Below are 22618 nucleotides of genomic sequence, written 5' to 3'. Positions count from 1 at the left end.
CCCTTTTTATCAAATAGAACTAGTCTTCATATTAGCTTTTGCTTCGCGTTCTTTTCTTCCATATAGGAAGAAGTAAAGAATAACAGTTGCAATGCTAAGGATCCCTAATATGACATATAGTGTGCTATAGCCAGTTAATGGAATGATAAATCCAAGGATATAAGGGCCAAATCCAAGCCCTGCATCAAGAAAGATAAAAAAGGTGGATGTTGCTAATCCCATGCGATGCGGAGGAGTCAATTTCACAGCAATTGCCTGTGAGCATGATTGCATATTACCGAAGCCAAGACCAATCAGAGCGCCTGCACTAAGTAATGTAAGGCTGTTTGTCGCTGAACTTAGCAGCAGCAAACCAGCCCCTAAAAGGAAAAACCCCGGGTACATCACATAGTTTGCACCTTTTAGGTCGATTAATCGTCCTGTAAATGGACGTGATATCAAAACAGCTATTGAATATACAATGAAGAAAAGACTTGCTGCTTCCACTAGGTTGACTTCCATCGCATAAAAATTGATAAATGAAAGAACGCTGGAATAATAGAAAGAAATGACTAATGTGATAAGAGCAATAGGCAATGCTTTTGGTTCTACAAAGCTGGAAAGCTTCATTGTTTTTTCTTCAGATTTTGTTGATGTTGTACTTGGTTCCAATGGTGGGACTTTTACTAAGAAACCAGTTATTAAATTTAGTACACCTAAAATAAGGCAAAAGAGGAAAATGATTTGAAAGTTTGTATGCTGGCTCATAAATAGACCAATGAATGGCCCAAAAGCAGTGGCAAGTGTAGTACTCATACTGAAGTAACCAATCCCTTCACCTTTACGTTGAGCTGGAATAATCTGTGCCACAATCGTTCCCGATGCTGTACTCGCTATACCTAGTGAAATACCATGTAAGAAACGAGTAAATAACAGAAAGGTAATACCCAAATCGGCAAAATATAAAAGCGTCGTTAAAGTAAAAAAGATTAATCCAATGATAAGCATCCTTTTGCGCCCAATTGTATCAATCATCCGGCCGATAAATAAGCGCCCAATTAACGTTCCAATAATAAAGATTCCTGTTACAAGCCCTGCTTGACTTGTTGTTGCTGTATATTCATCAACTGCATAAACAGCGATCGTGACCATTAATAAATAAAAGATTAACGTTAAGAAAAAATTGACGGAGGAAACGATGATAAAATCTTTCGTCCATAATTTTGGTTGTGTTTGCTGCACGTTAGATCCCCTCATTCTTTATATTGTTGCGGATTTCTCTCATAATCCGGATTGCTTCAAGCTGTTCTTCTTCTGATATTCCTTTTAAAATGTCCTGTTCAAATGTGTCTATCGTTACACGGACATCCTTATAAACCTTTTGTCCATGTTCAGTAAGCTGCATTCTTTTTTCACGTTTGTCTTTGCTAGGGACTTGTTCAATATACCCTAGTTCTTCTAAACGGTTAATTATTCGAGTAACTGTAGGTTTCTCTACACTTTGATAATCAGAAAGCTCTACAAGTGTTGCCGAACCAAAATTGGCTAAGTAATACAAAACTGTCCATTGTGCTCTTTGGATCTGATGCTCACTAAGAAGATGATTGAGTTTACTTTCAAACGGACGATACAATCGTAAAAATTGATGAAAAAATGTCTGAAACGTTTTAATGAGAAACACTCCTCGGAAAATAGTTAGCATTGCTAACTATTACTATAGCAGAATGCTAAAAATATGTCTAATTCAAACAAACCTTTAAAAATAAGCATAGGTGTTTAAAAATATTGTCGAATTTTTAGGTGCGCTTACAAAAAATGATTGACGAAAAGAATTGCCGGTGATATTCTACATTTACAGTAATTAATTTGTTTACCAAACTAACTACTAAACAATCTCGAGATGTAATAGAAATTTTTTTGGATATCAATGTAAGGGATTTCAAATAATAACGTTTAGATAGGAAAAGGAAAGTCATTTTCTACATGACTCTTTGAAAGTAATGGAGGGGAACATTATGGGGCAAGGTGCAAATGTAAAAGTAACAGATTCAATCACACCAAATACACAAGTTAGAAAATTTGGTATGCGAGATAAGCTTGGTTATATGTTTGGTGATTTTGGAAACGATTTCTTCTTTATTTTAGTTGCGAACTTTTTAATGGTTTATTATACAGATATATATGGAGTAAGTGCAGCATTCGTAGGGGTTCTCTTTTTAGTAGCGCGTTTATGGGATGCTGTAGCAGATGTAACATGGGGACGTTTTATTGATACAAGAAAACCAACTAAAAACGGGAAATTTAAACCTTGGATTTTCAGAATGTCATTTCCGCTAGTCATTTCAGGTGTATTAATGTTTGTTCATATCCCAGGAATGTCAAATGGTTTTTATGAAGCATATGCTTTTGTCACATATATTTTATGGGGAACTTTATATAGTACAGTAAATATTCCTTACGGCTCAATGGCTTCGGTTATTACGAATGATCCTGTTGAACGTACAACACTTTCTACATTTAGAACAATGGGTGCGATGTTAGCTAGTTTAATCATTAGTGCAGGTGGGCCACTTATTATCTTTAAAGATAATAAAGCAGATGCTGATGGATTCTTAATGGCTGCTATCATTTTTGGTATTCTTTCGATTGCATGTTATATGGCTTGTTATAAACTTTCAACTGAACGTATTGTTATGCCTGAACGCCCTAAAACTGAGCAAAAAGGTGGAACAAGTAGAACAATGAAAGGTCTTTTGAAAAATAGACCTCTAATGACAATTCTTATTGCATCACTATTATTTATGATGTGTACAATGCTTGTAGGTGCAGTAAACGTCTATTTATTTAAAGATTACTTTAGTAACACAGCAGCACTAAGTATCGTAGGTATTATTCAAACAGTTACAGTATTTATTGCGATTCCATTAATAAAACCACTTGTAACTAAATTTGGTAAAAAGGAAGTAGCTGCAGTAGGTATGTTACTTGCAGGTATTATGTACATCCTATTATTCATCTTACCAGGGTTAAGTACAAATCTATTTATTGGACTTGTTGCTGTTGGAATGTTTGGATTTGCATTCTTTAACACAGTTGTTTGGGCATTCGTGACAGATGTTATCGATTATCACGAATATTTAACAGATTTACGCGAAGATGGAACCGTTTACTCTATCTATTCATTTGCACGTAAAGTTGGCCAAGCAATTGCTGGGGGTATTGGTGGATTTGCAATCGCAGCAGTTGGCTATGATGCAACTCAAGAGGTCCAATCACAAAGGACTCTAGATGGTATTTATACACTAGCAACACTAGTGCCTGGAATTGTCTACATTGTTATTTTCTTAATTTTAGTATTCTTATATCCATTGACAAAACAACGTCTAAACCAACTTACAACAGATCTAGCTGAAAAAAGGCAAAATAAAAATTAATCTAATAGAAGAAAGAAAAAAAGCAGATAGCTATATGCATTAGTTATCTGCTTTTTGCAATGAAGGAAAGCGAATGTTACCATGAATTAAAAAGAATAAAATACCTCTTGAATTTTTCGATTATTTTTAATATATTCAATACATCCTATTGTTTGAATAAACAGAAGTCATCGAGAAAGTTCGGATATTACGAATGAATGAATCGGTTCAGGTGAAAAATTCACTATTTTTTCATTAAAATCCGTATATTATCTTGAAATTGATTCAAAACCATGTATAATACAACTATCAACGGTTTTGGCAGGTGATTCAAGTGTTTCCGATTGATTCGAATGAAACGAAGAAATTACTTTCACACATGTACAATGATGTATCAAAGGAGTTATTCGGCTTTGGTACAACCTTACTGAAAGTTACCGTTGAGCGGAATGTGATTACATTTCAAGCCAAACACCGACGAGCGCCACGTTCTGTTGCTTTAGAGGGGGAGGTTCCAACCTTAAAGCAAGAGGTAGACTTTCATATGTCACTTCTTTATAAGAAGAAATTAAGACAAAAACTTGATGAACAGACAGATTGGGAAATCGAAGCTGTTCTAAGAGATTATGATGCTGCAACACAGTTGGCATTTACGAATGTTGTTTTAAAGGAACAATAAAACGATTGGATTTCCAACTTGGATTTATCTAAGTGGAACGCCACAATAAACTACATGATTTGAATTTATCTTTGTTTACAAAGTAAAGACAATCTTGGGTAGAATGTTCATTCTATTTAAGATTGTCTTTTTTTATTTTTATTTTTTTAAAAAAGATAGGTAAATACTATCATCATAAAATTTGGAGGTTATAAAAATGAAAAAATTAGTTAATATTCTATCTGTTTTAGCTTTTTTTCTATTAGCTGCATGTTCTTCTCAAGAGGAAAATGCTGCTGACAAAGAGAAGGAGCCAAAAGAATTAGTGATCTCGACATGGGGTTTCGCTGAAGACTTCTTCCGTGAAGAAATTTATAAACCATTTGAAGAGAAACATAATGTAAAAATCGTTTTAGATATTGGGAATAATGCAGACCGATTAAACAAAGTACGTCAAGGTACTGCAGATGTTGATGTCATGTTCTTATCTGATTACTATGCTCAACAAGGTATTGATGAAGATTTATTTGAAAAGATTGACCGCAGTAAGCTTACGAACGTTGACAAAGTTTACGATGTGGCAAAAGCTCCACTAGGTGAAGAGTATGGTCCAGCTTATACGATTGCTCAATTTGGAATTGCTTATAATCCGGATGAAGTAAAACAACCAATCAACTCTTGGAAAGATCTTTGGAATGAGGATTTAAAGGATTCAATTACGATTCCTGGAATCACTTCAACTTCAGGTCCAATGTTTTTAAACGCTGCATCAAAGGTTAGCGGAAGTGAAGAATTTAATGAAGACAATGCTTTTTCTCAAATGAAAAAGATAATGCCTAATGTGGTGAAAGAATATAACCAAACATCTGAGTTTGTGAATATGTTTGCACAAGGAGAAATCGTTGCAGGTCCGATCATGGAAATGTACTTTGCTGATATACAAGAAGCAGTTCCAAATGCTAAGTTTGTCTCCCCTGAAGAAGGCGGTTATGCAGTAATGAATACTGTAAATGTAGTAAAAGGTACTGACCAAAAAGAGGTAGCTGAAGAGTTTATCAATTATATGCTAAGTACTGAAGTTCAAGAAAAATCAGCAAAAGGAAAAATTGATTCGCCAGTAAATACGGAAGTAAAGCTCACTGATGAAGAAGCAAAAGGATTAACTTATGGCGATGTGGTTGTTAAGAGTTTAATTCCTTTAGACATGGAGTTCGTAAATAAAAACTCTAAAGCATGGATCGATCGTTGGAATCGTGAACTTGCACAGTAAAAAGAGGTGTCGTCAATGAAAAGAAAATTGATTCTCGATGTTGATACAGGAATAGATGATGCAATTGGAATCATACTTGCTGTCAAGAGTAAGCAGTTTGACATTTTAGGAATCACAACAGTAAATGGGAATGTTTCCCTCGATACCGCCACAAGAAACACCAGTAAAATACTTGATCTATTAGATGAAAGAGAAATATCAGTCATTAAAGGGGCGAATGCCCCTCTTCTTCGAAATTCCTTTTTTGAGCATCGTATTCATGGGGAAGATGGTCTAGGCGGCGCCCTTATGGATATAAAGGTTAAAAAACAACAAGATGATGGTTTTGCTCCTGATTTTATTATTAATTCCATATTGAATTTTCCAAACGAAGTAACATTAGTCATGACGGGACCCCTTACGAACTTGGCACTCGCAGTGAAAAAGTGTCCTCAGATTATTAACCATGTAAAAGAGGTTATTTTTATGGGCGGTGTTGTACATGGAGGAGGCAATGTGACGCCAACAGCAGAGTATAACATGTATGTTGATCCAGAAGCGGCAAAAATTGTTCTCCATGCCGGGTTTGAATCGATTACACAAGTTGGATTGGATGTCACGAGAAAGGCTTTGTTGACTGAAGAGCATATTGAATTAATTGAAAACCAAAAACTTGCAGATTATATAAGATCTAGTACGACAGATTACCGAAAACGATATTTTGAACGTAATGGCATTTGGGCATGTGCTATGCATGATCCATTAGCTGTGGGAGTCGCCCTGCAACAAGATCTTGTTACAAGAGAAAAATTCTATGTTGATGTAGAAGTGCGAAGTGAACTTTGTGATGGACAGACAGTTTGCGACTTTCAAAACCGGCTGATGAAACCGAAAAATGTAAATGTTTGTTTAGACGTGAATGTTGAGGCGTTTTTTGACATGTTTATCCGCATCATGAATTCATCTTTAGATTAACGGGCGGTAAAAGTTCGTCTACTAATTTATTTCGAACAGGGGTTTAGAGAATGAAAAAACGATTTGTCTACCTGTTGCTGTTGCCGGGTGTTCTTTTTTTAACGATCTTTATGATCATTCCAATTATTTTAACGATTGGAACGACTTTTTATAATGAAAATGGCTTTACCTTTCAAGGATACCTTGCGTTTTTCAAAGATCGATATTTTGTTGATATCCTCCTAACGACTCTTAGAGTGAGTCTGCTCACAACCATTATATGTATTTTGCTTGGATTCCCAGCAGCTTATTATATTTCAAAACTAGGAACAAAAACGAAGGCAATCATGCTTTTATTGACCATTTTTCCACTGCTAACAAGTTCGGTTGTCCGATCATTTAGCTGGATGATCATTATTGGGAAAAATGGTTTGCTTAATAACATCCTGCTATTCACTGGCTTGATTGAAGAGCCACTCGATATTCTTTATACACCAACTGCCATTATTATTGGATTGATTCATTTATTTTTGCCTTTAATTATCGTAACACTTGTTGGCGTTATGGAAAATATTGAAACAGATTTATTGAAAGCAGCTGAAAGCTTAGGTGCATCAAAGCTAGTCGTCTTTTCAAAGGTTGTACTTCCACTATGTGTTCCCGGTTTAGTCATAGGAAGTATCCTTGTTTTTGTCGGAAGCTTTACTGCTTATACAACGCCAGCACTACTAGGTGGCAAGCAACGGGTAATCGCAACATTTCTTTATCAAAATGCGGTGACACTGAATGATTGGCAAGTAGCGTCAGTTGTCGCAACAATCATGATTGTGGTTACAGTCATTATTATTACCATCATGAATAGTATTGCTAAAAAATTAAATCCAAAGGGGTAGAGGTGTATGCAGGAAAAAAATCGAGGACTGGCCCTGTTTACATTCCTGGTGTTTGTCTTTTTACTAGGGCCTTTGCTTATTATATCTGTTACGTCATTTGAAGGAGGCAATATATTAAAATTCCCTCCAGAACAATTTTCTTTCAAATGGTATATAAATATTTTCGATGTACAAATGTTCTTAACTACGTTTAAGACATCCATTATTGTGTCACTAGCAGGAAATTTATTGGCGCTTTTAATTGGAGTGCCTGCTGCCTATGCGTTAAGCCGTTTTGACTTTAAAGGGAAAAATATAGTAGATGCCATTTTCGTCTCACCTATATTAATTCCGGGGATTGTGCTTGGTTTCTCCTTTTTACGTTATATTGTCGGAGTATACCAGCTGCCAATTTATGCAGCATTATTTATAGGACATACGATTATTATGCTGCCGTTTATCATCCGTGTGATCTCCTCAAGCTTATCAAACTTTGACTTCTCTATTGAAGAAGCAAGTGAGAGCTTAGGGGCAAGTAAACTAAGAACGTTCTTTACGATTGTTCTTCCGAATATAAAATCTGGTATTTTAGCTGCTATTATGATTGCTTTTTTAGAATCGTTTAATAATGTAGATATTTCTGTATTTATGACAGGTCCCGGTGTCAGTACATTTCCGATTCAAATGCTGACTTATGTAGAGAACTATTTTGATCCTACAATTGCTGCTATATCCGTGTTGCTCATGATCATTACAGCTTTCTTCATGTTTATGGTAGAGAGGCTCATGGGTCTATCTTATTTCACTAAACGATAAGGGGGTAATAGTGAATGGCTTTATTTACATTACAAGACATTGCTGTTGCTTACAATAAACAAACGATTTTAGAAGACTTTAACCTTGAGATTGAAAAAGGAAAGCTTGTTTCACTTCTTGGTCCAAGCGGATGTGGCAAAACGACCACTTTACGCTTAATTGCCGGATTTATTCAAGCTAATCAAGGGAAGTTTTTATTTAAAGATAAGGATTATACAAAAGTACCAGTAAACAAGCGAAACTTTGGCTTTGTGTTTCAAAATTATGCCTTGTTTCCACATTTATCGATTTTCGATAATATTGCATTTGGCCTGCGCCTTAGAAAGGTATCGAAAAGTGAAATCGAAAAACGTGTGATGAATGTTTTAGAAATAGTAGATTTAAAAGGATTTGAAAAAAGATTTCCTAGTGAGCTGTCAGGGGGTCAGAAGCAGCGTGTTGCGATTGCAAGGGCGCTCGTTATTGAACCTGATATCCTCTTATTCGATGAGCCTTTAAGTAATCTCGATGCGAATTTAAGGGTGAATATGAGAGTGGAAATCCGTCGTATTCAACAAGAGCTTGGTATTACCACAGTTTATGTATCACACGATCAGGAGGAATGCTTCTCCATCTCAGATCAAGTAGCAATTATGAATAAAGGGGTCATTGAGCAGCTTGACGATCCAACCAAAATATACAAATTTCCAGAGACGAAATTTGTTGCCGATTTTATTGGGTTTAAAAACTTTATTGATTTCGACAAACGGACAGATCATGAGGATCGAATTGAACTCATTAAAGCGGGTCAAATATTTAGTATCCAAAAACATCCGCAGATGACGAATACAACCGGGAAAACAGGGGCAATCCGACCAGATAATCTGATCATTCGAGAAAAAGGCAATCTTGAACTCAATTCAGAAAATGGAGTAGCTGGACGAATAAAAATTAGCACATACCTTGGACGTAGTTTTCAATATGTTGTTGAAACATCCATAGGTGATTTTACGGTGAATAAGGAAATGACGACTCCTTACCGTACAGGTCAGGAAGTAATCCTTGAAATTCCGAAAGACCAAATGGTGCTTGTTGATTAGCATAGGGGGAGAAGGAATGAAAATCGATTTACTCATAGTCGATACCTACGTTTATAATAGCTATTTTAAAACATTTGATAAAGGTAATGTTGTCATCAAGGACGGTAAGTTTTTGTATGTTGGTGAACGAGGATTGGAGACATTCAGTCCGGATCAAATTATTGAGGGTAAGGGAAAATATATGATCCCAGGCTTGATTGATATCCATCTGCACATCGAAAGCACAATGGTGACACCATCTACCTTCTCTTATGGATTAATTAAAAATGGCGTAACAACGATTGTACCTGAACCTCATGAAATGGCTAATGTCTTCGGAATTTCGGGGGTAAAGGAAATGATTAAGGCAAGCAAAGATTGTGTTGTCGATATGTTTTATGCGATTCCTAGCTCCGTACCGGCAACATCGATGGAAACAACAGGAGGATCAATTGAAATCAGTGATATTGATGAGTTGATTCAAACAGAAGGCATTAAATGCTTGGGCGAAATCATGAACTACTATGATATTATTTCTGATCCAGACGGAAAAACAAATCAAATATTATCCCATATCCGTTCCAACTATCCGGATTTAATTATTGAAGGCCATGTTCCAAAACTACTTGACTTAGATTTACAAATGGTTGCAGCTGCAGGAGTAAATTCCGATCATACCCACCAAACGGTAGAAGGAATGGAAGCCCGCATCTCTGCAGGAATGTTTCTTGAAATACAAGAAAAATCAATGACAACAGAAGTCATAAATTACTTGATAGAAAAACAAGTGGATGAGCATTTTTGTTTTGTTACAGACGATGTTATGGCAGACTCTTTTCAAAGAAGAGGACATCTTAATGTTCTTTTAAAGAAAGCAATCAAGATGGGGATGAAACCAGAAAAGGCGATCTATGCTTGTACGTATACACCTGCACAGCGAATGAGAATGTATGATCGTGGTGCAATTGCTCCAGGAAAAGTAGCTGACTTTCTACTTGTTTCAAATCTGGAGAGTTTTGATATTGAAATGGTGTTTAAAAGAGGTTTGTTGACGTATGACTCATCAAAGCCATATAAACAATCCATGAAGGAAAAACAATTTCCAGAGTCATTCTATCATAGTGTGAAGCTTAAAGATCTTACTGAAGACGATTTTGATATACATGTACCACATACTGATGATCAATATTTGTGCAGGATTATGAATGTAAAAAACGGCTCAACCTTTACCGAGGAAAAGCATGATCATCTTGAAGTGAGAGATGGCAGGGTTTGTTGGGATGAAAGTCCATATGGGTTGATTGCGACCTTTGAACGGTATGGGAAAAATGGCAACAGGGCACAAGGCTTAATCGGAGGCGATATTTTAAAGCGCGGTGCCATCGCAACTACCTATTCACATGATAACCACAATCTCTTAGTGATTGGTTATAATAAAAAGGACATGCTGATTGCGGCAAATGAAGTGATACGGAATCAGGGAGGCATCTGTTGTGTCGACAATGGTGAAATTTTATCGATGCTAATGCTTCCGGTCGGAGGGATTTTATCTGAAGAGCCATTGGATGTAATCTCTGAAAAAGTAGAACAGTTAACATCTTCGATAAAATCGTTAGGGTACAACCATTACAATGTGATTATGTCCTTAAGCACCCTTTCACTCCCTGTCAGTCCTGCTCTAAAAATAACTGACTATGGTTTGATCGATGTTAATGAAGGGAAAGTAGTACAAGTCGTTGTCGGTGTTTAAGCTAGTATTCATGTAAAAGACTTTACGTGTTCCTGAATGTGAGCATATATGAGTTTTAGAAGTGAATGTTGGGTTGTTGAAATAAGCTTCTTGTCTAATATGGCAGGGAGCTTATTTATGTATAAGATTAAGTGGTAATAAATAGTGATGATTAAGAGGAACTATACTTGACTCTATAACAGTTATCATATTTTAGTATAGTGATCTAATTTAAAAATGAGAGAGGATGGAGATAACCCAAAAATCGACAATAATAGTAATATTATTAAGGATATCCAAAAAATTATTACTAATTTAATAGATTGTAAACAAAAATTTCAGAAATATTACAATAAAACAAAAATTATACTAGACGAAAGACTAAAATTGTTTTACAATACTTTTATTATTCAGAAAATAAAAAGTTAACAACTAGTTTTCAAAAGAATAAACAGTTGTTACGAACTATTTTTTCAGAAAAATCAAAAAAAGATAGAAAAGGGGATTACTATGATAAAAGGAAAATTTACTAAATTTCTTTTAGCATCAACGTTATTTACAGGTATTTTAGCAGGGTGTTCTGCTGGCGGTTCTAGTACTTCTGGCGGGTCATCAGAAGATGTCATTAAAATCGGGGTTAACTTTGAATTATCAGGTCCAGTTGCTTCATATGGACAATCTAATGCTAAGGGTGTTGAGCTGGCTGTTGAAGAAATCAATGAGGCTGGCGGAATCGACGGCAAAAAAATCGAACTTGTTAAGGTAGACAATAAATCAGAAGCGTCTGAGGCAACAAATGCTGCGATTAAATTAACAAGTCAAGATAAAGTAACTGCAATCATCGGGGCCTCAACTAGTGGTAATACAGTAGCACAAGCACAAATTGCAAATGATACAAAAACAGTGCTTTTAACACCATCAGGAACAAGTCCTAACGTAACAGTAAATGAAGATGGGTCAGTGAACGAATTCGTTTTCCGTACTTCATTTATTGATCCATTCCAAGGAACAGTAGCAGCTAACTTTGCTGCAGGCGAATTAAAAGCAAAAAATGCGGCAATATTTGCTGATAATGCTAGTGATTATGCAAAAGGACTTGCAGCTTCTTTTAAAGAAACATTTGAAGCAGCAGGCGGGAAAATTGTAGCTGAAGAATCATATGTAGCGAAAGATACAGACTTCCGTTCAACATTAACACGTATTAAATCAGAAAATCCTGACTTCATTTTTATTCCAGGATATTATGAAGAAGTAGGACTTATTGTAAAGCAAGCTCGTGAAATGGGAATTACAGTTCCACTTATGGGTGGAGATGGCTGGGATTCACCTAAGTTAGTTGAATTAGCTGGTGCAGAAGCGTTAAATAACACATTTATTACAAACCATTACTCTGCTGAAGATCCAGATGAAACGATCCAAAACTTCGTTAAAACATTTAAAGAGAAAAACGATGGTGCAGCACCTGATGCATTCAATGGTTTAGGTTATGACTCTGTATATCTATTAAAAGATGCAATTGAGCGTGCTGGAAGTACTGATTCAACTAAAATTAAAGATGCTCTAGCTGACACGAAAAATCTACGCCTTGTAACAGGTGAAGTGACAATTGACGAGAATCACCATCCAATTAAAACAACAACAGTTTTAGAATATAAAGATGGAAAGACAGTATTCAAAACAAAAGTAAATCCTTAAGCAATAGGATAAACTAAAAGAAATGGGGGGGTTATCCTCCCATTTCATTTTTATGAAGATATTATTTTTAAAAGGAGTGAAGAAAAATATGGAGTGGGTGCAGCAACTAATTAATGGTATATCACTTGGCAGTATTTATGCATTAATAGCGCTAGGGTATACAATGGTTTATGGAATAATAAAACTAATTAACTTTGCCCATGGTGACGTATTTATGGTCGGTTCCTTTATTGGTTTTTACGCCATTACAGGATTTGGATTAGGTTTTGTTCCAGCGCTCTTACTTTCAATGGCAGCATGTGCCGTATTTGGAGTACTTATTGAGCGAATTGCATATAAACGACTGCGAAATGCGACGAGAATTGCTGCATTAATTACAGCAATCGGGGTATCCCTTCTTATTGAATACGGTGTAATCTATGTTCGCGGAGCACAGCCGGAAGCATATCCGAATGTATTTCCAAATGCAACATTTGACCTTTTCGGCGCAAAAATTAGTAGTCAGTCTTTATTTATTTTACTTATTTCAGTCGGTCTCATGATTATCCTGCAATTTATTGTTCATCGAACAAAAATCGGTAAAGCAATGCGTGCTGTTTCACATGATATCGATGCAGCCCGATTAATGGGAATCAATGTTGATCGGACGATTTCTGCTACTTTTGCCATCGGTTCGGCTTTAGCTGGAGCAGCAGGAGTTATTTTTGGAATTTACTATACGAAGATTGAACCGCTAATGGGAATTATCCCAGGATTAAAGGCGTTTATTGCAGCGGTATTAGGCGGAATTGGAATTATTCCTGGTGCCATGGTCGGCGGACTTGTTCTTGGTGTAGCTGAAACTGTTGTAAGTGCATTAGGATTTTCTCTATGGAGAGATGCTGCAGCATTTATCATTCTTATTTTAATCCTCATTTTTAAACCATCAGGTATCTTTGGCAAAAACTCAAGAGAGAAAGTGTAGGTGAAACAATGATATGAAAAAATCAAAAGGTTTTTGGCTATTTTTAATCTTATCTATACTAGGCTATGGTATAACTCAGGTTCTAATTAGCAGTGGAATGTTAAATCCTTTTTATAGCAATATGTTAATTAATATCGCTATTAACATCATATTAGCTGTTAGCCTTCACTTAGTTATTGGGATAACTGGTCAATTCTCTATAGGACATGCAGGCTTTTTAGCCGTTGGTGCTTATGTTTCAGCTATATTAACGATGAAATTACTTCTGCCGTTTCCTGTTGCATTGATAGCGGGCGGATTAGTTGCTGCTTTGGCAGGTTTAGTTGTAGGAATTCCAACATTACGATTAAGAGGCGATTACTTAGCAATTGCTACACTAGGATTTGGTGAAATCATCCGAATCGTTTTCCTTAATATTGAGTATGTTGGCGGTGCAGCAGGGATGCAGGTATCCCATTTTACAACATGGACATATGCTTTCGTTTGTCTGTTCCTTACGATTCTAGTCATTATGAACTTTACAAACTCAAGGCATGGTAGAGCAGCTATTTCGATTCGAGAAAATGAAATTGCGGCAGATGCAATGGGGATCAACACAACCTATTACAAAGTTGTTGCGTTCACGATTGGGTCTTTCTTTGCAGGAATCGCAGGCGGATTATATTCTCATAATTTTTACATTATCCAACCAACGAATTTTGGCTTTTTAAAGTCATTTGATATCTTAATCTATGTTGTATTAGGTGGTCTTGGTAGTTTATCAGGAGCGGTTTTAGCAGCTATATTACTAACAATCATTTCTACCTTCCTGCAAGACTTCCCAGAAACACGTATGATTATCTACAGTTTAGTATTGGTTATTGTCATGTTATATCGCCCGCAAGGATTGATGGGTACTCGTGAAATAACAGATCTATTCGGCAAGCGAAAAGCGACGAAAGGAGGGGGCTCTTATGGCAAATAAACCATTGCTGCAAGTTCAAGGTGCCGGTATTCAATTTGGTGGATTAAAGGCTGTTTCAGGCTTTAACATGGAAATTCATCAGGGAGAACTAGTAGGACTTATTGGACCAAATGGTGCCGGTAAAACAACAAGCTTTAACCTGTTAACCGGTGTGTATGTGCCAACTGAAGGGGAGATCTTGTTTGATGGGAAACGTCTCAATGGATTGGCACCATATCAAGTAACTCGCAAAGGCATCAGCCGTACCTTTCAAAATATTCGACTTTTTAGTGAGCTCTCTGTGTTAGATAATGTAAAAGTAGCTAATCATACTTTAGCAAAGCATTCCATTGTTAGCTCGATTTTACGTTTACCTTCCCATTTTTCAGGTGAAAAAGAGATGGAAGAAAAATCAATGGAATTCCTAAAGATTTTCAAGCTTGATAAATATAAAGATGAAAAAGCGAAAAACCTACCGTATGGGCAGCAGAGGCGGTTAGAAATAGCGAGGGCATTAGCTGCAGGTCCCAAGTTATTATTACTAGATGAACCAGCTGCAGGGATGAACCCGCAGGAAACACATGATCTTATGGAGTTAATTGCCTTTATTAGAGGGAAATTCAATTTAACCATATTATTAATTGAGCATGATATGAAATTAGTAATGGGTATATGTGAAAGAATCTATGTGCTTGATCATGGACAGCTTATTGCAGAAGGAACACCAGAAGTAATTAGAAACCATCCGAAGGTTATTGAGGCATATTTAGGAGAGGAGGTTGACAGTTCCGATGCTAAAGGTTAATGAAATCGATGTATTTTATGGGAATATTCAAGCATTAAAAGGGGTTTCTCTCGAAGTTAATGAAGGAGAAATTGTAACATTGATTGGTGCAAATGGAGCTGGTAAAAGCACTCTTTTAAAAACTCTCTCCGGGTTAATAAAGCCAAAGTCAGGAAGTATTGAATACTTAGGAAGTTCCATTTCAGGTAAGCAGGCACAATCAATTGTTAAAGCAGGAATATCTCATGTTCCAGAAGGGCGTCGCGTATTTGCAAATATGTCTGTAGAGGAAAATTTAGAGCTTGGCGCCTATTTAAGAAAGAATAAGAATGAGATTCGTAAAGACTTTGAAAAAGTATATAGTCTTTTTCCTAGACTGCATGAACGGAGAAAGCAATTATCTGGGACGCTTTCCGGAGGGGAACAGCAAATGCTTGCGATGGGAAGAGCCATTATGGCCAAGCCAAAGCTCCTTCTTCTTGATGAGCCTTCAATGGGGTTAGCTCCACTCATCGTAAAAACAATTTTTCAAATTATCGAAGAAATCAATCGTGATGGTACAACCATTTTACTTGTTGAACAAAATGCGAATATGGCATTATCTGTTGCAAACCGTGCATATGTGATTGAAACGGGAAGTGTAGTCGTTTCAGGCTCTGCAGCAGAACTTCAAGCAAGTGAGGAAATTAAAAAAGCGTACCTTGGCGGATTATAAAACTGGTCTTTGAAAAGAGTCTAACATTGTGTTAGGCTCTTTTTTTCGAGGAAATTAATAATAAAACAGATTTTTTCTATTAATGGTGAACGATTGAACTTTAACAATCGTCATACTATTAGAACAAACAGATAGGGGGTTTGGCATCGATTGGAGCAGGTGGAAGAGAGGAAACTAGTTAGTCAAGCAAAAAGTGGAGAGGATGAGGCTTTCACAAAATTGTTTCAGCAAAACTATCGGTTTTTATATAAATATCTGATTAAGCTCACCCTTCATCCTGATTTGACAGAGGACATTATTCAGGAAACAATGCTGAAGGCGTACGTCAATCTCCATAGCTTTAAAGGGGAAGCGAAATTTTCGACATGGCTTATTGCCATCGCTTCTCGATTATTTATTGATCATCAGCGTAAAGAAAGCAGAGATAAAAAGCGTTATGAAAAAATACGATTGAATGTCAAGCAAAAAATGAAATGGGATGTCATGATAAACGGGAACGACTGGTCCGCATATCTTGAATTGTTCGCAGAACTTGAACCGGATATTCGAACACCCATTTTACTGAGACACTATTATGGATTCACATATCCGGAAATTGCCACAATGCTTCATCTTAAAGAGGGAACAGTAAAATCCCGTGTACACAACGGTCTTAAGCGGATTCGAAAGGAGCTGCAATCATGAAAGAAACAAATGAAAACGAATGGATAACTTTGTTAAAGGAAGATTTACAGAAAGTCGAAGAAATGCATGAAATTGATGTACCACAGCAAGTTCAATTAATGAGTACATTACAGGAATTTAAAATGGAACGGAAAAAAATATCTCAACGTGAATTTATCTTATTTTTACTTACAGCCCTTATCATTTTAGTTTCATATGCCACAATTGCTCTAAAAATGACGACATTATTTATCTGGATTCAAGGTTTTGCGATTATTGTCATTCCATTTATATTCCTTGCAGAAAAGAAACATCGAACTAAGCAAAAAGAGGTGATGAAATTTTGACAATGGATGTACTTGTAGCGATCTTACTTGTTTCTCCAATCTTACTTGCTCAGAGCATCTTGTTATTTAAAGATGCAAAGAAAAAAGGTGCTTATTATTGGTTTTGGGGGATATGGGGACTGATTCAGTTTCCATTGCCAGCAATTTTTTATTATTTTATCGTGATAAGACCTTTACGGAAAAAGCCAAAAATGTCCTAAAGTATAGACGATATGAGTTAGGACACTAAAGCCTTTTGTTGAAAAGAAAAAAGACACGGAAGAAGTGAAACATATGATTACTGTGACGAATATTCATAAACAGTTTGGCTCGCAATCTGTATTATCCGGCATGAATTTTTCAATTAAGAAAGGAAGTATTGTTGGTCTCCTTGGTCCAAACGGATCTGGGAAGACAACGATGATTCGTTTGTTAAATGGTGTTATCAGACCTGAGCAGGGGACGATTGATATAAATGGTTTCAACCCAATGACAGATGGGAATGTCATTCGCCAAATGAGCGGAATTGTTACAGAAGGTGCCGGGTTATATCACGAGATGAGCGGGGAAGATAATCTGATTTTCTTCTCGGAAATATATGAGGTCAAGAAAGTAAGGGAAAGAGTTGCTGAATTACTGAAAGAATTTGATCTTTTTGATCATCGCCATAAGAAAGTTGGAACATATAGTACAGGAATGAAAAAGCGACTTGCCTTGGCAAAGGCGCTGCTCCATCGGCCAAAGTTGTTATTTTTAGATGAACCTACAAATGGTCTTGATCCAGATGGAATAAGAGATGTTATGGGGTATTTAACCAGATTAAATCAACATGAGCAAACAACCATTATTATTTGCTCGCATGTTCTTCAACAGTTAGAAGATATATGCCACTCCTATGTATTTATGGAGAATGGGAGAGTTTTAGCTAAAGGGACAAGACAGCAATTAGAGAAAGAGTTTGTAACTGACATTATGCTAAGGGTTGAAACAGGGTTGCAAGTAAGTGATCCTTCCTATGTTGGGCACCCTGTAAAACGCCTTAATGAGAACACACTTCTCTTTACACTATCTTCAAAAAGAGATATATCTCCTTTATTACAAGAAATATTGAAAGAAACATGGATTCATTCTACAAGTATTGAAAACGTAAGCTTGGAATCTATCTATTTTGAAGTGAGGAGGAAAAGGCATGAATAAAAGAATGGTTTGGATCATTGCGAAAAAAGATATGAAATCAATTATTTCAATTAAACAGATTTTGCTGCCAATGCTGATTTTACCAACTGTATTATGTGTTATTATGCCAGCCGTCCTTATTTTTTTTCTTCAAGCCAATCATCTTTCATTTATTAATGGACCTGATCAAATGCTTACGTTAATCGGTGAGATACCTGGAAGAGAAGGGGAAATGATTAGACATTTATCTGATAAAAAGAGTCAAATGATCTATTTATTTGTGAACTATATTCTCCCTTCATTATTCTTGCTTGTCCCTGTGATCACGTCAATGATGATCGCCGCGAATAGTTTTGTAGGAGAAAAAGAAAGAAGAACACTTGAGAGCCTATTGTTTGCTCCAATCAATATAAAAGATTTGTTTCTTGGAAAAGTCCTTTCAGCATTTCTACCTTCAATGACAATTTCGCTCGGGGCTTATGTATTAGGAGCAATTATCATTAATGTTCTTACGTATGGGCAGTTTAATGGTTTTCTTTTCTTAACGGCAAATTGGTTTTTGTTTGTCCTCTGGATTGTGCCATCTTTAACGACCTTAACGATTTTATTTAATGTGCTCATTTCAGCACGTGTTAAAGGATTTCAGGAAGCACAACAGCTAGGCGGAGTCACTGTATTACCGATCATTGGATTGTTAATTAGCCAGGTGAGCGGGCTGTTTTTCTTTAATCCAGTGATTATCTTTTTAATTGGGATTATTCTCATTATATTAAGTATATTTATCTTACTAAAAATTGCAAAGATGAATGAACGGCATATTCTATTTGAAAAGCAAGTAAATTAAAAAAAGCGTACAAAACGGATTCGTTTTGTACGCTTTTTATTGTTTTTACAAGGTTGTTTTCGTAAACTTTGTTGCTATTTACCAAGTCGTGCGGTGTGGTTGATTGCAGCGAGAGATGCTCGCTTTCCGCGGGGCGGGCGGTGAGCCTCCTCGGCGTAAACGCCTGCATGAGTCTCACCTGTCCCGCTACTCCCGCAGGAGTCTCGCAATCTGCTCCAATCAACTTAAAATAGCTTTCGTTTTAAAAGCGACATCTCTTAGAAAAGAGCTTTTTATAAAGTTGTTATCCTAACGAACACCCTTCATAAATCCTTGTATTTTTGGTGAAAGGGCAAAAAGTACAATGCTAAGCAAAATCGCTACACAACCGATGACACCAAAGTAAACCATTTCAGTTTCAGGTGTATAGAATCTTACAATTTGTGCATTAATCGCTTGTGCAGCGGCGCTAGATAAGAACCATAAACTCATTGTTTGGGCTGAGAAAGCCGCTGGCGCTAACTTTGTCGTAGCAGAGAGTCCAACAGGTGATAAACATAACTCACCTATAACGACAATGAAATAGCTAAGAACGAGCCATACTGGACTAACTAGTGAATCCGTTCCACCAAAGTAGGCTGGTAAAAGAATCACAAGGAATGATAAGCCGGCAAACAGTAACGCTAATGAGAATTTTTTAGGTATTGATGGCTGACGATTCCCAAGTTTCATCCATAACCAAGCAAATACTGGCGCTAATATAATAATAAAGAGCGGATTCAGTGATTGGAACCATGCAGGTGAAATAGATAATCCTGCAAATTCCAGCTGTGTACGCTTGTCCGCATAACTAGCAAGTATTGTTGAGCCTTGCTCTTGAATTGCCCAGAACATGACAGAAGCAATAAATAATGGGATATAAGCAATAATTCTTGAACGCTCAACAGCCGTTGTTTTCTCACTTTTATACATCACAATAAAGTAGAAGGTTGGAATGAGGATCCCTAAAATTCCGACAATATTAATGAATGCATTGATTGTAAGTAGTCCCATTTGGATCGTAATAACCAAAATGATTGCAAGTAAGACAGCACCTAAGCCAATATAAGAATAAACTTTTTTCTTTTCAGTAGGTGAAAGGGGGTTAGGTACAATTGTACCGGCAAGCCCAAGATTTTTTTTCTTCGTTAAGACAAAAAGCAATAGTCCAAAAAACATACCGACAGCGGCAATTCCGAAACCTAAGTGAAAGTCATGTTTCATACCGACTTCCCCAACAATTAATGGAGCAAGGAATCCTCCAAGGTTAATCCCCATGTAGAAAATACTAAATCCTGAATCACGGCGATGATCTTCTTCACTGTAGATTTCACCAACGACACTTGAAACATTAGGTTTAAGTAAGCCTGTTCCAAGTACGATAAGGACCATTGAAAGGAAGAACATGCTGATGCTTCCAGGTATAGCTAATACGATATGTCCAAGCATAATTAGTATACCGCCATAAAAGATCGCACGTGACATACCAAATATTCGATCTGCAAGCCATCCTCCGATAATTCCGGACATATATACAAGTGATCCGTAAATAGACATAATTGCCAAGGCTGTGGTCTCATCAATTCCTAAGCCGCCTTTTGACACTTCATAGTACATATAAAATACAAGAATTGCTCTCATACCGTAATAAGAGAAACGCTCCCAAAACTCAGTGAAAAATAATGTGAACAATCCTTTAGGATGTCCAAAGAAACCTTTTTGCGGGACACTTTCCACAATTTTCAGTTTATTATAGTCTGACATCATACAACCTCCTTATTCTTCTACTATAATACTTTTAACTCTACAATATTGTCAAAAATTTTTAAAATGTTGAATTTGCTTGATTTATGTCTAATTTAGTTGTGGATAAATATTTTTATAGAATAATAGTGTTGAAATAACGGTTTTAACCACTGTTTTATTTCTATTTCTTATAAATTGGATAGGTAAGGTATAAAGAGTAAGAAAAAGCAGGTTGGAAAGTAATAGATTGTGTTTGTATATATAGTGCATACAAGTAAACAAAGTGTATACAATTTGAACGCATTAATGTATACACGTAAACAAATGCGTATACATGTTGGTATATGAGGATGTATACAAAAAGGAATACATGAATACAAATTTGTAGACATGTTTTCAAATTGAATACAACAAGAGAAATATTGTCGATCATTTTTGATGGCTTCACCCTCAAGATAAATGGATAAGTTTCTTGCTTAAAATGTAAGGGAATATACTTTGTATTTATTACTTGCCTATGAAAAGGCGTTAGCACTTTTATGAAACTAATTCATTAAAAATTGAGGGGAATGATTTGGTGAGTATGACTATAATCGCAGCAATTGACATAGGAAATGCTTGAGTGAAAGCGATGTTTGGAAAATATGAATATGAATTGTACATACCTAATGTTATTGCTAGAGATAAGGTGATCGTCCGGTTATTGGAATTGAAGAGTTAAATGATAAAGGCCCATTAGAAGGTATTCAAATTAGAGTTCATTCTACAGCTTTAAAATAATGAGATTTATCGAGTTGGAAATTTAGCGACAAAAAGTGACAATCCTAATAAGTTAGACCTAGGAAGTAGTAAATCCGAAGAAGATCAAACACTTGTTATGCTACTTACCTCATTGCATTAGCTGCAGTGAAAGAGCAAAACTCTACGCTGTCAAAAAAACAATCATGTCATTGATGCTATTTACACTCCCTTTGAACTGGATTACCTCGTCATGAAGTGAAAGAAGGAAGATGTAGGCTATCGCTCACAGCTAGTACGTTCAGTTCATCAAATTGAAATTTATTAACTCCAAAATATTAAATTTGATGAAGTAAAGATATACTCTGATTGATTTGCTACATCTATCAATTTAGTCATGATAAGGATCTAAATATTATTAATCGAGATTTAATTGATAGACGAATCCTCAATCAGGATATTGAAGGATTGTCGACAGATTAGCAATCATAAAAAATCGAATGTAGATGATGATAAAGCACAAGGCTTTAACCTTGGAGTATCTAAATCGTTGGAAGCTATAAGAGAAGAAATCCGTTCAAAGCGCGGTGTCGAATTAGATAGCCGTAGAGACGTGGTTGAAATCATTACCGGCAAAATGATCGAAATCATATAATGGTTAAAGGAAGTCGGACAAGTGTTCAAGAAATAACAGACCGTATATTTCTTGAATCGGCTAAAAAACAATACCATCACTTACGAAATGTGTGGCAGAGAAACTCTCAAACAGAAATCTGCTATTTTGTTGGCGGCTGATCGATGGTCTTAAAATATATTAAAACATTAAATAATAGTATAGATGGTATTTTTTATAGAAGAAAAAGAAAGAATTTAGATGATGGCAAAATGCTTATTATAAGTTAATTTCTGATTATGTAAAAAAATAATAATGAATCGAAGATAAATAGATAGAGAAACAAACAGTACAAAAATAGGGTGGTTTCATGAATGAAAAGAGCGCAGCAAGCATACAAGAGTACAAGCAAATACATTCCACGACATCATACAACCTCCTTAGTTCATTACTATAATACTTAACTCTTTAATATGTTCATAAATTTTCCAATAGTCAACTTTACTGTGTTTCATCTAATTTAGTTAAGGAGAATTATTATTATAAAATAAATGGGGGGCTAATAGGTAGAAAGAGTAAGATAGATTAGGTTGAAAAGTAATAGAAAGTATTTGTATACATATTGTAAACGAGTAAACAAAGTGTATTCATTTTGTTTACAAAAC

21 protein-coding genes and 1 pseudogene are annotated in these 22618 nt (G+C 36.0%); 19 read left to right on the top strand and 3 right to left on the bottom strand.

Going from position 1 to position 22618, the window contains the following annotated elements; genetic code table 11:
- Nucleotides 1–9 precede the first annotated feature (9 nt).
- Nucleotides 10–1221, bottom strand: a complete 1212-nt coding sequence (locus GMB29_RS26360) for an MFS transporter (RefSeq protein ID WP_136356189.1) — start codon at nucleotides 1219–1221, stop codon at nucleotides 10–12.
- Between the two features lies 1 nt (nucleotide 1222).
- Entirely contained in the window at nucleotides 1223–1681 is a 459-nt protein-coding gene (locus GMB29_RS26355; protein ID WP_136356187.1) for a MarR family winged helix-turn-helix transcriptional regulator, read from the bottom strand.
- 313 nt (nucleotides 1682–1994) lie between these two features.
- On the opposite strand from GMB29_RS26355, the gene GMB29_RS26350 reads away from it, so the two are divergent.
- The 18 genes from GMB29_RS26350 (at nucleotide 1995) to GMB29_RS26265 (ending at nucleotide 18838) form a co-directional block, all read left to right on the top strand.
- Nucleotides 1995–3413, top strand: coding sequence for an MFS transporter (locus GMB29_RS26350; protein WP_136356185.1), 1419 nt, complete (start codon nucleotides 1995–1997; stop codon nucleotides 3411–3413).
- A 358-nt stretch (nucleotides 3414–3771) separates the two neighbouring features.
- Nucleotides 3772–4071, top strand: a complete 300-nt coding sequence (locus GMB29_RS26345; RefSeq protein WP_406600361.1) for a DUF2294 domain-containing protein — start codon at nucleotides 3772–3774, stop codon at nucleotides 4069–4071.
- A gap of 196 nt (nucleotides 4072–4267) precedes the next feature.
- Nucleotides 4268–5320: an ABC transporter substrate-binding protein gene (locus GMB29_RS26340; protein ID WP_136356181.1), complete on the top strand. Its 1053-nt coding sequence runs from the start codon at nucleotides 4268–4270 to the stop codon at nucleotides 5318–5320.
- 15 nt (nucleotides 5321–5335) lie between these two features.
- Nucleotides 5336–6274 (top strand): nucleoside hydrolase, encoded by a 939-nt coding sequence (locus GMB29_RS26335; RefSeq protein WP_136356179.1) that lies wholly within the window; start codon nucleotides 5336–5338, stop codon nucleotides 6272–6274.
- A 50-nt stretch (nucleotides 6275–6324) separates the two neighbouring features.
- Nucleotides 6325–7146, top strand: a complete 822-nt coding sequence (locus GMB29_RS26330) for an ABC transporter permease (RefSeq protein WP_136356177.1) — start codon at nucleotides 6325–6327, stop codon at nucleotides 7144–7146.
- A gap of 6 nt (nucleotides 7147–7152) precedes the next feature.
- Nucleotides 7153–7941 (top strand): ABC transporter permease, encoded by a 789-nt coding sequence (locus tag GMB29_RS26325; protein ID WP_136356175.1) that lies wholly within the window; start codon nucleotides 7153–7155, stop codon nucleotides 7939–7941.
- Between the two features lie 14 nt (nucleotides 7942–7955).
- Entirely contained in the window at nucleotides 7956–9020 is a 1065-nt protein-coding gene (locus GMB29_RS26320) for an ABC transporter ATP-binding protein (protein WP_136356173.1), read from the top strand.
- A gap of 16 nt (nucleotides 9021–9036) precedes the next feature.
- Entirely contained in the window at nucleotides 9037–10749 is a 1713-nt protein-coding gene (locus GMB29_RS26315) for an adenine deaminase C-terminal domain-containing protein (protein WP_136356171.1), read from the top strand.
- 489 nt (nucleotides 10750–11238) lie between these two features.
- On the top strand, nucleotides 11239–12423 hold the full coding sequence (locus GMB29_RS26310; protein WP_136356169.1) for an ABC transporter substrate-binding protein: 1185 nt from the start codon (nucleotides 11239–11241) through the stop codon (nucleotides 12421–12423).
- An 88-nt stretch (nucleotides 12424–12511) separates the two neighbouring features.
- Nucleotides 12512–13387, top strand: coding sequence for a branched-chain amino acid ABC transporter permease (locus tag GMB29_RS26305; protein WP_136356352.1), 876 nt, complete (start codon nucleotides 12512–12514; stop codon nucleotides 13385–13387).
- 13 nt (nucleotides 13388–13400) lie between these two features.
- Complete coding sequence (locus GMB29_RS26300; RefSeq protein WP_136356167.1) at nucleotides 13401–14351, top strand: branched-chain amino acid ABC transporter permease; 951 nt, start codon at nucleotides 13401–13403, stop codon at nucleotides 14349–14351.
- Nucleotides 14341–15135, top strand: a complete 795-nt coding sequence (locus GMB29_RS26295) for an ABC transporter ATP-binding protein (protein WP_136356166.1) — start codon at nucleotides 14341–14343, stop codon at nucleotides 15133–15135. Before GMB29_RS26300 ends, GMB29_RS26295 begins: the two co-directional genes overlap by 11 nt.
- On the top strand, nucleotides 15122–15829 hold the full coding sequence (locus tag GMB29_RS26290; protein WP_136356164.1) for an ABC transporter ATP-binding protein: 708 nt from the start codon (nucleotides 15122–15124) through the stop codon (nucleotides 15827–15829). The genes GMB29_RS26295 and GMB29_RS26290 overlap by 14 nt, the downstream gene beginning before the upstream one ends.
- A 150-nt stretch (nucleotides 15830–15979) precedes the next feature.
- A complete protein-coding gene (gene sigY / locus GMB29_RS26285) occupies nucleotides 15980–16513 on the top strand; it encodes an RNA polymerase sigma factor SigY (protein ID WP_136356162.1) in 534 nt (177 codons plus the stop codon).
- The gene (locus tag GMB29_RS26280) at nucleotides 16510–16839 is read left to right on the top strand and encodes a YxlC family protein (protein WP_136356160.1); all 330 of its coding nucleotides are present in this window, start codon (nucleotides 16510–16512) and stop codon (nucleotides 16837–16839) included. The genes sigY and GMB29_RS26280 overlap by 4 nt, the downstream gene beginning before the upstream one ends.
- Before the next feature lie 2 nt (nucleotides 16840–16841).
- Nucleotides 16842–17039 (top strand): transcriptional regulator, encoded by a 198-nt coding sequence (locus tag GMB29_RS26275; protein WP_136356350.1) that lies wholly within the window; start codon nucleotides 16842–16844, stop codon nucleotides 17037–17039.
- Between the two features lie 73 nt (nucleotides 17040–17112).
- On the top strand, nucleotides 17113–18015 hold the full coding sequence (locus tag GMB29_RS26270; protein ID WP_227551436.1) for an ABC transporter ATP-binding protein: 903 nt from the start codon (nucleotides 17113–17115) through the stop codon (nucleotides 18013–18015).
- Complete coding sequence (locus GMB29_RS26265) at nucleotides 18008–18838, top strand: ABC transporter permease subunit (protein ID WP_136356157.1); 831 nt, start codon at nucleotides 18008–18010, stop codon at nucleotides 18836–18838. The genes GMB29_RS26270 and GMB29_RS26265 overlap by 8 nt, the downstream gene beginning before the upstream one ends.
- A 288-nt stretch (nucleotides 18839–19126) precedes the next feature.
- Here GMB29_RS26265 and GMB29_RS26260 read toward each other — a convergent pair whose 3' ends face one another.
- A complete protein-coding gene (locus tag GMB29_RS26260) occupies nucleotides 19127–20620 on the bottom strand; it encodes a peptide MFS transporter (protein ID WP_136356153.1) in 1494 nt (497 codons plus the stop codon).
- A 613-nt stretch (nucleotides 20621–21233) separates the two neighbouring features.
- Between GMB29_RS26260 and GMB29_RS26255 the strand changes: the two are divergent.
- A pseudogene (locus GMB29_RS26255) lies at nucleotides 21234–22266 on the top strand (Alp7A family actin-like protein).
- Nucleotides 22267–22618 lie beyond the last annotated feature (352 nt).

Source organism: Metabacillus sediminilitoris, assembly GCF_009720625.1.
Lineage (GTDB): Bacteria > Bacillota > Bacilli > Bacillales > Bacillaceae > Metabacillus > Metabacillus sediminilitoris.
Note: the sequence above shows the minus strand (reverse complement) of the source record. Positions and strands in the feature narration are given on the sequence as shown.

Excerpts from the sequence above, each read along its gene's own strand:
- GMB29_RS26330 (WP_136356177.1), top strand. The coding sequence starts at position 6,325 with ATGAAAAAACGATTTGTCTACCTGTTGCTGTTGCCGGGTGTTCTTTTT.
- GMB29_RS26350 (WP_136356185.1), top strand. The coding sequence starts at position 1,995 with ATGGGGCAAGGTGCAAATGTAAAAGTAACAGATTCAATCACACCAAAT.
- GMB29_RS26305 (WP_136356352.1), top strand. The coding sequence starts at position 12,512 with ATGGAGTGGGTGCAGCAACTAATTAATGGTATATCACTTGGCAGTATT.
- GMB29_RS26320 (WP_136356173.1), top strand. The coding sequence starts at position 7,956 with ATGGCTTTATTTACATTACAAGACATTGCTGTTGCTTACAATAAACAA.
- GMB29_RS26300 (WP_136356167.1), top strand. The coding sequence starts at position 13,401 with ATGAAAAAATCAAAAGGTTTTTGGCTATTTTTAATCTTATCTATACTA.
- GMB29_RS26345 (WP_406600361.1), top strand. The coding sequence starts at position 3,772 with ATGTACAATGATGTATCAAAGGAGTTATTCGGCTTTGGTACAACCTTA.
- GMB29_RS26325 (WP_136356175.1), top strand. The coding sequence starts at position 7,153 with ATGCAGGAAAAAAATCGAGGACTGGCCCTGTTTACATTCCTGGTGTTT.
- GMB29_RS26295 (WP_136356166.1), top strand. The coding sequence starts at position 14,341 with ATGGCAAATAAACCATTGCTGCAAGTTCAAGGTGCCGGTATTCAATTT.
- GMB29_RS26265 (WP_136356157.1), top strand. The coding sequence starts at position 18,008 with ATGAATAAAAGAATGGTTTGGATCATTGCGAAAAAAGATATGAAATCA.
- GMB29_RS26275 (WP_136356350.1), top strand. The coding sequence starts at position 16,842 with ATGGATGTACTTGTAGCGATCTTACTTGTTTCTCCAATCTTACTTGCT.
- GMB29_RS26280 (WP_136356160.1), top strand. The coding sequence starts at position 16,510 with ATGAAAGAAACAAATGAAAACGAATGGATAACTTTGTTAAAGGAAGAT.
- GMB29_RS26290 (WP_136356164.1), top strand. The coding sequence starts at position 15,122 with ATGCTAAAGGTTAATGAAATCGATGTATTTTATGGGAATATTCAAGCA.
- GMB29_RS26315 (WP_136356171.1), top strand. The coding sequence starts at position 9,037 with ATGAAAATCGATTTACTCATAGTCGATACCTACGTTTATAATAGCTAT.
- GMB29_RS26340 (WP_136356181.1), top strand. The coding sequence starts at position 4,268 with ATGAAAAAATTAGTTAATATTCTATCTGTTTTAGCTTTTTTTCTATTA.
- GMB29_RS26335 (WP_136356179.1), top strand. The coding sequence starts at position 5,336 with ATGAAAAGAAAATTGATTCTCGATGTTGATACAGGAATAGATGATGCA.
- GMB29_RS26310 (WP_136356169.1), top strand. The coding sequence starts at position 11,239 with ATGATAAAAGGAAAATTTACTAAATTTCTTTTAGCATCAACGTTATTT.
- GMB29_RS26270 (WP_227551436.1), top strand. The coding sequence starts at position 17,113 with ATGATTACTGTGACGAATATTCATAAACAGTTTGGCTCGCAATCTGTA.
- GMB29_RS26260 (WP_136356153.1), bottom strand. The coding sequence starts at position 20,620 with ATGTCAGACTATAATAAACTGAAAATTGTGGAAAGTGTCCCGCAAAAA.
- GMB29_RS26355 (WP_136356187.1), bottom strand. The coding sequence starts at position 1,681 with ATGCTAACTATTTTCCGAGGAGTGTTTCTCATTAAAACGTTTCAGACA.